Genomic DNA, 11,689 nt, shown 5'->3' with positions numbered 1-11,689 from the left:
ACTGTCATGCGGCCCCCGCCCCTCGCCGTGTTCGCCGGACTGGTCAGACGCAGTCGACGCAGTAGCTCTGGCCCTTGCGGGTCTCGGCCATCTGGCTGGTGGACTTCACCAGGAAGCAGCTCGCGCAGGTGAACTCATTGGACTGGCGCGGCAGGACGCGAACCGTCAGCTCCTCATGGGAGAGGTCCGCACCCGGCAGCTCGAAGGACTCGGCCGCCTCGACCTCGTCCTCGTCGACCTTGCCGGAGTTCTTGTCATTGCGACGAGTCTTGAGCTCCTCGATGGAGTCTTCCTTCATCTCCTCGTCGGTCTTGCGAGGGGCATCGTAGTCAGTCGCCATGTCTTCCTTCCATGTGGTGCCCAGCCGTGACGGGTAGGGCTCTTCTGAGTTGGGGCCGTGTTCCCGTGGCGCCCAGCCCTCGGTGCTGCTGGGCAACGCGCGCCCGACCCCACTCATTCCCGACCTCGGAAAAGTCCGCGGTGGCCGACGGCAGGCACATGCATATCACACGCCTGACGAGCGAGGGCACCCCGCCCGTCCACAATCCTGCCGATGGACCTCAGACCCAGTCAGGGGCTTGCTCGATGCCGTCGAGCCCCAGGTGCTGCCCCAGGAAGCCGAGCACCATCTGGTACCAGACGATGGCGTGCTGGGGCTTGAGCACCCAGTGGTTCTCGTCGGGGAAGTACAGGAAGCGGTGCGGCATCTGTTCGGGACTGCCCCCGTGGGCCCGGTTCAGGGCCCACCACAATGACAGGCCCTCCCCGACCGGCACCCGGTAGTCCTTGTCACCGTGCACCACCAGCATCGGCGTGCTGATGCGGTCGACGAAGTGGTGCGGGGAGTTCTCGGCGCGCATCCGCTCCGACATCTCCAGGCCCCAGAACCATGGCACGTCGGTGCTGGCGACGAAACTGTCCAGGTTCCACAGGCTCGCGTGGCTGACGATGCACCGGAAGCGGTCGGTGTGCCCGGCCACCCAGTTTGCCATCCAGCCGCCGAAGGAGCCGCCCATCATGGCGGTCCGGTCGGAGTCGATGTCGGGGCGCTGGACCACAGCATCGGTGGCCGCCATCAAGTCGGTGTAGGCGCAGTTCCAGTCGCCCCAGCCGCGTTGGATGAAGTCTCGGCCGTAGCCGGTGCTCAGGGCGGGGTCGGGCAGCAGGACCGCCAGGCCGTGGGCGGCCAGCAGCCAGGGGCACCAGCGCCAGCTCCACGCATTCCACGAGTTCAACGGACCGCCGTGGGCCCACAACACCAGGGGGGCCGGGTGCTCGGCGTCGGCACCCTCGGGCAGCACCAGCCAGCCGGGAATGCGCACGCCGTCCGCGGCAGTCGCCTCGACGCGTTCGAGTCGGCCCGGCAGTACCGGGCCGTCGAGGGACCACAGAACGGTGCTGCGTCCCGACGCGGCGTCGATCCGGACCACGGATCCTGGCTCGTCCCAGGCCTGGCGCAGGGCGAACAGCGCGTCCCCGCACACCTGCACCTGCTGGTGGGCACCGGCCCCGGTGAGGCGCCGCACCTGCTGGCTGACGATGTCGATGGCGAAGACCGGTGCTGCCCCGTCCTCGTCGGCGGTGACATAGAGGGTGCCGCCGTCGGGGCTGAAGCCCGCCGGGCTGCCCCAGCGGGGCCAGTCGGCCGCCAGGTCGTGGTGTTCGCCGCTGGACAGGTCCACCAGGTGGAGCACCTGACGCACGGCTGTGCGGTCGTCACCGTCCACCGAGCGGACACAGGTCACCAGGCGGTCGTCGGGGCTCAGCACGGGCTCGGAGAAATGGTGACCGGGCTCGTCCAGGAGGACGGTGCAGTCACCCTCGTCCAGATCGATGCGTACCAGCCGCTCGCGGCGTGTGCCGTGCGGAGCGGCCACCGTCTGGGTCGTCACCAGGAAGGACCCGTCGTGCGAGAGGGCGGCTTCCGGGCCCAGACCGCGCCCGAGGCCGAGGCCCACGGCCTCGCTGGGCTCTGGCTGCTCCTGGGACAGGTCAAGAGCGGTGAAGACCGTCGCCGGTGAGTCCAGGTCGTGGTCCCAGAAACGCACTCCGGCCCCGTCGTGAAGGATCGCCTGCACCTTGTGCCGGCGGCGCTCCCGACGCTTGGCGTCATCCTGCTCCGGGGTGGTGCAGCCACGTAGCAGTCCCAGGCCGGTCACCAGCCGCGAACTTCCCCGGGCGGCCAGCAGCGCGTCCCAGCCGCCGGGACGTCGGCCCACCAGACGGGCCTCGCCGGGACCGTCGGGCAGCAGCCACAGGCTCTGGTCCTCCTTCTCGCCGCTGCCCTCAGGGGCCGGGCGTCCGGAGGTGAAGACGAGGCTGCCGTCCTGTGCGATGGCGAAGGACCTCTCCCCCTCGCTGCTGCGGGTCAGCCGCACCGGAGCCGTCGAGCCGTCGGCCGGCAGCCGCCACAGCGAGGTGACGTGCGCGGTGTCATCCTTGTTCGTCTCCTGCAGCGCCAGGACCAGGAAGCGCGCAGCGGGGGCAGCCTTCACGCCGACGATGCGCTGCGTGCGGACATAACGCTGCAGGTCCTGCCACGGCGAGCCGGTGCCCACCGTCTCGTCCTGCTGACCGGTGGTCGTGCGGTGCTCTTGCATGGTGCTCCTCATCGATGGGGGGACATGTGTGGGGGCCCTTACCGGGGCCTGGTCAGTCGACTGCCGCGGTTTCGGGCCGACGGGCATTGGGGCAACAGCCGGCGCCACCGCAGCCGTCGGGCGCGCCCAGCACGTCGCCCAGGCGCACCTGCTGGGCGCGCGCCACCATCCGGTCGACCAGGGCGGTGACGAAGGATGGGTCGATACCGGCGGTCGCCGCACGCACCATGGCGATCCCCAGCCGCTCACAGGTCTCACGGGCCTGTGTGTCGAGGTCGTAGATCACTTCCATGTGGTCGGAGACGAAACCGATCGGGGACAGCACCACACGGTCCACCCCCTGGCTGGCCAAGGATTCCAGGTGGTCGTTCACGTCGGGTTCCAGCCACGGCTGGCCCGGGCGGCCCGACCGCGAGCAGAAGACAAGGTCGAAGTCCTCGGCCCCCACCCGCCCGGCGACTCGCGCAGCCACCTCCTGGTGCCAGCGCGTGTAGGCACCCCTGGCATCGACCGGGCCGGACCTCTCGTCCATGTCGGTGGGGATCGAGTGCGTCACGAAGACCAGTCGGGAGCCGGGCTGCTGCACCAGGGATTGCTGGACGGCCTGGGCGTTGGCCTCGACGAAGCCCTCGTCCAGTCCGTAGTTACCGATCCGCACCAGCTCGAGCTCCACCCCGGTGCTCTCCAGGCCCTCGGCCAGGGACTCACGGTAGCTGCGGCAGCCCGAGTAGGAGGGGTACGCACTGGTGGTGAGGACCAGGATGCGACGGTGCCCGCCAGAGGCCAGGTCCTGCAGGGCCTCGTCGATGAAGGGGTACCAGTTGCGATTGCCCCAGGCGATGGGCAGCTCGGCGCCGCGGGTGGCCAGCTCTCCTTCCAGTGCCGCCATCAGCGCCTTGTTCTGGTCGTTGATGGGGCTGCGACCACCAAAGAGGTAGTAGTGCTCGCCCACCTGTGCCAGTCGTTCACGCGGGATCCCCGAGCCCTTGGTCACATTGACCAGGAAGTCGACCACCTCGTCGGGCTTCTCCGGCCCGCCGAAGGAGACGAGCAGGATTGCGTCGAAGGGGTGCAGGGGATGGGTCTGGTCCATGGTGCTCATGCCCTGAATCCTCTCAGACGCCACCGACAGTTCTCCCGGACCGGGCGCGGTGCCTCACACAGCGGGGCGCTTGCGCGATAGGTTGGGGGGTGCACGAGTCCGCCCCGACCAGCCGCATGGAGTAACAGATGAGCAGCCTCAGCCCTCGCGAGATCCAGACCCGCATCCGGTCAGGAGCCTCGCTCGAGGACGTGGCGCGCGAGGCGGAGCTGCCGGTGGAGAAGGTGGAACCCTTCGCCGCCCCGGTTCTGGCCGAGCGGGAGCACGTCGCGGGCACCGCCCTGCAGTGCCCGGTGCGGCGCCGCGGCGAGACCGGTTCGGTGCGGGCGATGCGGGCGGTGCTCGGCGAGAAGCTGCACGGCACCGGCCTGTCGGTGGACGACCTGGACTGGGACGCGTGGCGCAACGAGGATCGTCGCTGGACGGTCGTGGGGCGCTACCAGAACGACGGAATCCGGCACGAGGCACTGTTCGTCTTCGACCAGCGTGCCCGCTTCAGCGTCGCCGTCAACGACCGGGCCCGCGAGCTGATCGGTGAGGCCGTGCCGGAGCAGTCACGCACCCTGTCCGCCCCGGAGGCTGCCGGCAGCGATGCCGAACCCACCGTCAACCTCGATGACGAGCTGGCGATCGTGCGCGCCCTGCAGGACCGCCGCACCCGCCAGGCTGCCTCCGAGGTGCAGGCCCTGACCCAGCTCCAGCCCGAGGCACCTCGCCCGGCCGAGCCCACCCCGCAGCACACCGAGAGTGAAGCCGTCACGCCCGAAGCCGTCACTCCCGAAGCCGTCACTCCCGACGCCATCGAGGACGAGGAGCCGGAGGACTACTCCCCCGCGGAGTTCCAGGAGGTCGACGGCCTCTACGACTTCGTGCCGAAGAACACCTCCGACATGGACGTGCTCTACGAGATGCTCAGCTCATTCGCCGAGGACTCGGTGAACATCTACGCGGGCCTGGCCAACCCGGTCACCCAGGAGCCTGCCGGGGACGAGGGTCTGGACGAGGATCTCGAGGAGGAGCAGCCTTCCGTGGTGCGGCAGCTGCACCCCGAGCCGGCCCCGGCGGTGGTGGAGCGTGAGGAGCCGATCTCGCTGGAGGAGGCGCCCCAGTTCCGCACCGAGGACCAGCCGCACCTCGACGCCCCCGTGCGTGCCGTCGACCTAGACCAGCGCGAGGAGACCCTTGCCGAGAGCCAGTCCAGCACCGTCTCGCTCGACCAGGCGAGGATCCTGGCCTACCAGCAGCGGTCCCGCGAGCAGGCCGAGGCCGCCCAGGCCCGAGCTGCCCAGGCCGAGCCCGCCACCACGCAGCCTGCCGCGGCCCTGGCCGAGCAGATGCAACAGGACGAGCACTCCGTGGAGGTCGCCCCGAACGCTGACACCCCGGTGGACGTGGAGACCGCCCCAGCCGCGGGCGAGGCGACGCCCGCGGAGCAGCCCACCACCGGTCCGGTGGTGACCACCGAGGGGACCGTCACTTCGCCCGAAGCCATGGCCCCCAGGGCGCAGGTGCCCGAGCCGGTGCAGCCCTCGCAGGAGGCAGAGCAGCTCGCCGACGAGGCCGCGTCGCAACGGGTCAGCGTCACGGTGGTGGAGTCGCGTGCGGTCACCGTGACCACCCAGGAGACCGTCGAGGTCCCCACGGATGGCACCCAGGAGAACGCGCAGCCCAAGGCCCCGACCCCGCGCAAGCCGCGACCCGGCAAGAAGCGCGCCTCGGTGCCCAGCTGGGACGAGATCATGTTCGGTGGACCCACGAAGAAGACCGACTGAGGCGCCAATGGCACCGCGTTCGCGCAACTCCGCCCTGCCGCCGCCCGCTCCCGGCACGGGGCGGGCCCTGGTCCCCTCCGACCGCGCCCGGCGCGCGCTGGTGTCCAGGCTCGAGGCGACCACCTCGAAGATGACCACTGCAACCCTGGAGGCGATGGACCAGCGTCATCCCTGGTTCGGTGAGCTGGACGCCGAGCATCGTTCCTGGATCACGATCGTCGCCCGGCAGGGCATCGACGGCTTCGTGCGCTGGGTGGCCGATGATCCCGACGTGCCCTTCGAGCCGGCGACCGTCTTCGCCTCCGCACCCCGGGCCCTGGCCCGGCAGATCAGCCTGCACCAGACCGTGGACCTGATGCGAACCACCATCAGCGTCGTCGAGGAGCAGGTCCAGCTGCTCGCCCCGCGCGGTGACCGGGCCGTGCTGCAGAATGCCATCGTCCACTACTCGCGGGAGGTCGCTTTCGGCGCGGCGGAGGTCTATGCCCGTGCGGCCGAGGTGCGTGGCGCCTGGGATGCCCGGATGGAGGCCCTCGTGGTCGACGCCGTGGTGCGCGCCGAGGCCGACGAGTCGATGGTCTCCCGCGCCTCCACCCTGGGCTGGACTTCGGGGCACAAGGTCTTCGTCGTGGTCGGGCGCACCCACGAGAGTGATGCAGACGCCATCGAGCACCTGCGACGCCAGGCCCGCAGGCTGGGCGTTGACGTGCTCGCCTCGGTGCAGGGGGAACGCACCGTGGTGGTGGCCAGCAGTTCCCAGGTGAACGAGGAGTCCGAGGCCATAGACCTGGTCGACCAGCTCGCCGGCTACTTCGGCGCGGGGCACGTGGTGGTCGGCCCCCTCGTGGAGGACCTGGTGGAGGCTCCTCGTTCCGCGCGTGCCGCCACCAGCGGATGGCGCGCCGCCGATGCCTGGCCGGAGGGTGCCCGGGCACTGCCCGCCGCGGAGCTGCTGCCCGAGCGGGTGCTGGCCGGCGACGGTCATGCCCGACGCGAGCTGGCCCGTGAGGTCTACCTGCCGCTGGCCGAGGCGGGGGGCGACCTGCTGGAGACCTGCGTCGGATTCCTCGACCACGGGTGTTCCGTGGAGGCAACCGCCCGCCACCTGTTCGTCCACGCCAACACGGTGCGCTACCGGATCAAACGGATCCAGGACGTCACCGGCTACTCCCCCAGCGACTCCCGCGACGCCTATGTGCTTCGGCTTGCCATCACCTTGGGCCGGCTCTCCGGACAGGTTTCCTGAGCCCGCTCGTGTGAGGGCCCACAAAGCACACGGTTGTGGTTCAGCGCCCTCCACAAGCCCGGCACGGATCCCGCGGAGAACGTGATCACTGACTTTGTGGAGTTCCCACAACAATGGTCCGCCGCTTTTCGTCGAAACGAGCCAGGCGAATCTTTCAGCGAAGCGTCACAGTGGACTTGTGCTTGCAATCGTCGCCCCGGGCCAAGGTGCCCAGACCCCCGGATTCCTCGCTCCCTGGCTTGAGCTGGACAGCTTCGCGGCTCGCCTGGGCTGGCTGAGCGCCGTCAGCGGCCTCGACCTGGCCCAGTACGGCACCACGTCGGATGCCGAGACCATCCGGGACACGGCCGTCGCCCAGCCGCTGCTGGTCGCCGCGGGTCTGGTGACGGCGCTGGAGCTGTTCGCCAAGCCGTCGGAGGCCTATGGCCGGATCGGCGTCGTCGCCGGCCACAGCGTCGGCGAGATCACCGCTGCCGCCGCCGTCGGAGTGATGAGCGCAGAGTCCGCCATGGTGCTGGTGCGCGAGCGGGGCAAGGCGATGGCCGAGGCCTCTGCCGTGCGCCCCACCTCGATGAGCGCCGTCATCGGCGGTGACCGCGAGGCAGTGCTTGCCGCCATCGACAGCTGTGAACTCACCCCCGCCAACAACAACGGCTCCGGCCAGATCGTCGCCGCCGGCACCGTCGAGCAGCTCGACCAGCTCAAGGACGCCCTGCCGCCCCGCACCCGCCTGATCCCGCTGTCCGTGGCCGGCGCTTTCCACACCGTGCACATGGAGCCCGCCGTCGACCACCTGCGCCGCCTCTCGGCCGCCGTCTACACCCGCGACCCCCGCGTGCGGCTGCTCAGCAACCGCGACGGCCAGGTGGTGCCCAGCGGCCGCGAGTACCTCAACCGCCTGGTCGACCAGGTCGCCAGCCCGGTGCGCTGGGACCTGTGCATGCAGACCATGGCCGACCTCGGCGTCACCGGCCTGCTCGAACTGCAGCCCGCCGGCACCCTGACCGGCATCGCCAAGCGCAACCTCAAGGGCGTCGAACTGTTCAACCTGAACACCCCCGGCCAGCTCGACGAGGCCCGCACCTTCATCGCCAACCACTCCGACGGCGAGACGCCGGCCGACCTGACCACCACGCCCACCTGGCGCTTGGTCGTCTCCCCCGGCAAGGGCTCCTTCGTCCGCGCGGAGGGCCTCGACGAGGGCCATCGCCTCGAGCGCGGCCAGATCATCGGCAGCGTGAGCAACCTGCGCGGCAGCGTCACCGTCCCCGCCGAGCACGGCGGCCAGGTCGTCGAGTGGCTCGTCGAGCAGGGTGACCCCGTCTCGCCCGGCCAGCCCCTGCTGCGCCTGCACCCCATCTCCGAGCGCGGTTCCCGCACCGCACTGGACGCCAACTGACATGGCCATGCTCAACAGCGCCGCCGGGGCACCACACGCCCGCATCCTGTCGGTGGGCTCCTGCCGCGGCGAGCGGGTCGTCGACAATGCCGAGATGTGCACCATGATCGACTCCTCCGACGAGTGGATCCAGCAACGCACCGGCATCGTCGAGCGTCGCTGGGCCTCCCAGGACCAGACGGTGGTTGGCATGGCCGCGGACGCCTCCCGGGTGGCCGTCGAGCGTGCCGGGCTCTCCCTGGACCAGGTGGACGCCATCATCGTGGCGACCATCAGCGGCACGCGCTCCATGCCGTCGGTGGCCTGTGAGGTCGCCGCCGAGCTGGGCATCCAGGGGGCCGCAGCCTTCGACGTGACCGCAGCCTGTGCCGGCTTCTGCAAGGGGCTGTCGCTGGCCGACAGCCTGGTGCGCACCGGTGGAGCCACCCACGTTCTCGTGGTCGGCGTCGAGATCCTCAGCCGCCTGCTGGACACCAGCGACCGCGGCACTGCCTTCCTCTTCGGCGATGGTGCCGGCGCCTGCGTCGTCGGCCCCTCCGAGGTGCCGGCGATGAGCCCGGTCGTGTGGGGATCGGACGCCAGCCAGGCCGACGTGCTGACCATCGACGACTCCCGGTCCCTGGCCGAAGGCCAGCCCCACCCGTACATCCGGATGGAGGGCACCAAGGTCTTCCGCTGGGCCACCACCTTCATCAGCGACCGCGCGCGCGAGGTGCTGGAGGCCTCCGGCCTGGCGCCCGAGGAGCTCGACGTCTTCATCCCGCACCAGGCCAACAACCGCATCACCGACTCGATCCTGCGCCACCTCAAGCTCCCCGAGGACGTCGTCGTGGCGCGCGACATCCGCAACTCCGGCAACACCTCGGCCGCCAGCATCCCGCTGGCCATGGATGAGCTGCTGTCCAGCGGCAAGGCCACCAGCGGCCAGCAGGCGCTGCTCATCGGCTTCGGCGGAGGCCTCGCCTATGCCGGACAGGTCGTCACGCTTCCCTGACGGCCACCCCCCCAAGAACCCGGGTCTGGCACCAGTGCCAGAGCCGTGAACCCCATCAGCAGGACAACACAGAAACAGGAGGCCACCATGGCCAGCACCGAAGAGATCCGCTCCGACCTCGCCGAGATCGTCAACGACGTCGCCGGCGTCGCAGTCGAGGACGTCCAGCTCGACAAGTCCTTCACCGACGACCTCGACGTCGACTCCCTGAGCATGGTCGAGATCATCTACGCCTGCGAGGAGAAGTTCGGCGTCTCCATCCCCGACGAGGACGCCAAGAACCTCAAGACCGTGGGCGACGCCGTCGCCTTCGTCGAGCGCGCCCAGGCCTGACCCGGGCACCTGGCAACCGCCAAGTACCACCCGGACGCGCCCGGCGGGGTTGAGGCAAAGCCTCCCCCCGCCGGGTGCCTCCACCCGACACACCACCCTCTTGGAGACCACATGACCACCGTTGTCATCACCGGATTCGGCGCCTTCACCCCGCTGGGCGCCGATGCCGCGACCACCTGGCGCGCGATGCTCGACGGGGTCAGCGGCGCCCGCACCCTGGAGCAGGACTGGGCCGCCGAGCTGCCCGTCACCTTCGCCGCCCAGGCCATCAGCGACCCGGCAGACAAGCTGCCCCGCGTGCAGGCCCGCCGTCTCGACCGCTCCACCCAGCTGGCCCTGGCCTCCGCCGAGGAGGCCTGGACCGATGCCGGCTTCACCTTCGGCGAGCCCGACGACTCCCTCGACGAGGACCGTATCGGCGTCAGCGTCGCCAGCGGCATCGGCGGTCTGAACTCGCTGCTCGACCAGTGGGACGTGCAGAAGGACAAGGGCCTTCGCCGCGTCAGCCCGTTCACCATCCCGATGCTGATCAGCAACGCCCCGGCCGCCAACATCGGCCTCAGGATCGGCGCCCGCGCCGGCATCCACACCCCCGTCAGCGCCTGCGCCTCGTCCAACGAAGCGATCAGCCTGGCAATCGACATGATCCGCCTGGGCCGCGCCGACATCGTCCTGGCCGGCGGCACCGAGGCCGTCATCCACCCCCTGCCCATCAACGCCTTCGCCCAGATGCAGGCGCTCAGCCGCCGCAATGACGACCCCGCAGCCGCCAGCCGCCCCTGGGACACCGGCCGTGACGGCTTCGTGATGGGCGAAGGCTCGGTCAGCATGGTCATCGAGAGCCTCGAGCACGCCCAGGCCCGCGGCGCGATGATCTACGGCACCCTGGCCGGGGCCGGCATCAGCGCCGACAACCACGACATCGTCGAGCCCGACCCGTCGGGCCGCGGCCAGTCCTCAGCCATGCTGCGCGCCCTCAAGGAGGCCGGCCTCCAGGCCAGCGACATCAAGCACGTCAATGCCCACGGAACCTCCACCCCCAAGGGCGACGTCACCGAGGCCAACTCGATCCGCACCGCGCTGGGCGAGGCCACCGACGACGTCGTGGTCACCTCCACCAAGTCGATGACCGGGCACCTGCTCGGCGGCGCCGGCGCCATCGAGACCTTCGCCACCGTCATGGCGCTCAACACCCGCACCGTGCCCGGCACGATCAACATCGACGAGCTGGAACCCGGGCTGCCCATCGACGTGGCCACCAGCAACCGCCAGCTGCCCGAGGGCGACCTGGCAGCGCTGAACAACTCCTTCGGCTTCGGCGGCCACAACGTCGCCATCGCCGTCACCAACCAGCACCAGTCCCGCTGATGCCCACAGTCTCGTAGGGCTGTCCTGCCCCTACGAGGATCCCCGACGGGCCGGGAAGCTCTCCCCCGAGAGCCCCGGCCCGTCGGCCCCACCCACCGTGCACGCCCCCAGGGCCGGCCCCGCCGTGCCGTGACACCGCAGTACCACCACCCCGACGAAGGAGCCAGTCATGGCTGAGACCGCCCAGAAGAAGCAGAAGCTGCCCCGCGTACTCGACCCCCGCAATCCCAACACCCGGCTCGCCGCCCTCTTCGACGAGGGCAGTCTGGAGCTGCTCGGCCCCGACGACGACTCGGGCATGCTCGCCGGCATCGGCACCATCGACGGCAACCGCACCGTCGCCTTCTGCAGCGACGCCACCGTGATGGGCGGCGCCATGGGCGTCGACGGCTGTGAGGTGGCCGTCAAGGCCTATGAGCGCGCCATGAACGACCGCATCCCGATCCTGGGCATCTGGCACTCTGGCGGCGCTCGCCTCGCCGAGGGCGTCCTCTCCCTGCACGCCGTGGGTCGCATCTTCAATGCGATGACCGCCGCCAGCGGCAAGATCCCGCAGATCTCCATCGTCCTCGGCCCGGCCGCCGGCGGCGCCGCCTATGGGCCGGCCCTGACCGACGTGGTCGTGCTGGCCCCCGAGGGTCGCATCTTCGTCACCGGCCCCGACGTCGTCCGCTCGGTGACGGGCGAGAACGTCGACATGGCACGCCTGGGTGGTCCCGATACCCACGGACGACGTTCCGGGGTGGTGCACGTGGTGGCCGACGACGAGGCCGATGCGATGGCGCGTGGCCGGGAGCTGGTCGGCCTGATGGGCAACCAGGGACAGATCCGCGGCCCGGTCGAGGACAACGACCTGGCCGGTCTGCTGCCACAGG

At 70.3% G+C, this 11,689-nt stretch carries 10 protein-coding genes; 7 read left to right on the top strand and 3 right to left on the bottom strand.

The annotated features are described in order from the left end of the window. Window positions 1-43 precede the first annotated feature (43 nt). From ACHFFZ_RS13870 to hemH, 3 genes are all read right to left on the bottom strand, one after another. The gene (locus ACHFFZ_RS13870) at window positions 44-340 is read right to left on the bottom strand and encodes a DUF4193 domain-containing protein (RefSeq protein WP_394277195.1); all 297 of its coding nucleotides are present in this window, start codon (window positions 338-340) and stop codon (window positions 44-46) included. Window positions 341-560: 220 nt separating this feature from the next. Continuing rightward, window positions 561-2,600, bottom strand: coding sequence for a prolyl oligopeptidase family serine peptidase (locus tag ACHFFZ_RS13865; RefSeq protein ID WP_394277194.1), 2,040 nt, complete (start codon window positions 2,598-2,600; stop codon window positions 561-563). A gap of 52 nt (window positions 2,601-2,652) precedes the next feature. Further along, window positions 2,653-3,702 (bottom strand): ferrochelatase, encoded by a 1,050-nt coding sequence (gene hemH / locus ACHFFZ_RS13860; protein ID WP_394277193.1) that lies wholly within the window; start codon window positions 3,700-3,702, stop codon window positions 2,653-2,655. A 128-nt stretch (window positions 3,703-3,830) separates the two neighbouring features. Here hemH and sepH point away from each other — a divergent pair, with 128 nt between their 5' ends. The 7 genes from sepH to ACHFFZ_RS13825 form a co-directional block, all read left to right on the top strand. Then, complete coding sequence (gene sepH / locus ACHFFZ_RS13855) at window positions 3,831-5,474, top strand: septation protein SepH (protein WP_394277192.1); 1,644 nt, start codon at window positions 3,831-3,833, stop codon at window positions 5,472-5,474. A gap of 7 nt (window positions 5,475-5,481) precedes the next feature. Beyond that, a complete protein-coding gene (locus tag ACHFFZ_RS13850; protein WP_394277191.1) occupies window positions 5,482-6,720 on the top strand; it encodes a PucR family transcriptional regulator in 1,239 nt (412 codons plus the stop codon). Between the two features lie 178 nt (window positions 6,721-6,898). After that, window positions 6,899-8,119 carry an acyltransferase domain-containing protein gene (locus tag ACHFFZ_RS13845; RefSeq protein WP_394277190.1) on the top strand — a complete coding sequence of 407 codons (1,221 nt, stop codon included), beginning with the start codon at window positions 6,899-6,901 and terminating at the stop codon, window positions 8,117-8,119. Window position 8,120: 1 nt separating this feature from the next. Beyond that, window positions 8,121-9,113 carry a beta-ketoacyl-ACP synthase III gene (locus ACHFFZ_RS13840; RefSeq protein ID WP_394277189.1) on the top strand — a complete coding sequence of 331 codons (993 nt, stop codon included), beginning with the start codon at window positions 8,121-8,123 and terminating at the stop codon, window positions 9,111-9,113. Window positions 9,114-9,200: 87 nt separating this feature from the next. After that, complete coding sequence (locus ACHFFZ_RS13835) at window positions 9,201-9,446, top strand: acyl carrier protein (protein ID WP_394277188.1); 246 nt, start codon at window positions 9,201-9,203, stop codon at window positions 9,444-9,446. A 111-nt stretch (window positions 9,447-9,557) separates the two neighbouring features. After that, complete coding sequence (locus ACHFFZ_RS13830; protein WP_394277187.1) at window positions 9,558-10,814, top strand: beta-ketoacyl-[acyl-carrier-protein] synthase family protein; 1,257 nt, start codon at window positions 9,558-9,560, stop codon at window positions 10,812-10,814. A 169-nt stretch (window positions 10,815-10,983) separates the two neighbouring features. Next, window positions 10,984-11,689: carboxyl transferase domain-containing protein (locus ACHFFZ_RS13825; RefSeq protein ID WP_394277186.1), on the top strand; the 706-nt coding region annotated here is incomplete at its 3' end.

The organism is Luteococcus sp., from assembly GCF_043424415.1.
In the GTDB taxonomy this organism is placed as follows: domain Bacteria; phylum Actinomycetota; class Actinomycetes; order Propionibacteriales; family Propionibacteriaceae; genus Luteococcus.
The sequence above is the reverse complement of the archived record's forward strand: the minus strand, read 5'-3'. Positions and strand labels throughout refer to the sequence as shown.

Coding starts and splice junctions, on each gene's coding strand:
- ACHFFZ_RS13850 (WP_394277191.1), top strand. CDS start 5,482: ATGGCACCGCGTTCGCGCAACTCCGCCCTGCCGCCGCCCGCTCCCGGC.
- hemH (WP_394277193.1), bottom strand. CDS start 3,702: ATGAGCACCATGGACCAGACCCATCCCCTGCACCCCTTCGACGCAATC.
- ACHFFZ_RS13865 (WP_394277194.1), bottom strand. CDS start 2,600: ATGCAAGAGCACCGCACGACCACCGGTCAGCAGGACGAGACGGTGGGC.
- ACHFFZ_RS13870 (WP_394277195.1), bottom strand. CDS start 340: ATGGCGACTGACTACGATGCCCCTCGCAAGACCGACGAGGAGATGAAG.
- ACHFFZ_RS13835 (WP_394277188.1), top strand. CDS start 9,201: ATGGCCAGCACCGAAGAGATCCGCTCCGACCTCGCCGAGATCGTCAAC.
- sepH (WP_394277192.1), top strand. CDS start 3,831: ATGAGCAGCCTCAGCCCTCGCGAGATCCAGACCCGCATCCGGTCAGGA.
- ACHFFZ_RS13830 (WP_394277187.1), top strand. CDS start 9,558: ATGACCACCGTTGTCATCACCGGATTCGGCGCCTTCACCCCGCTGGGC.
- ACHFFZ_RS13840 (WP_394277189.1), top strand. CDS start 8,121: ATGGCCATGCTCAACAGCGCCGCCGGGGCACCACACGCCCGCATCCTG.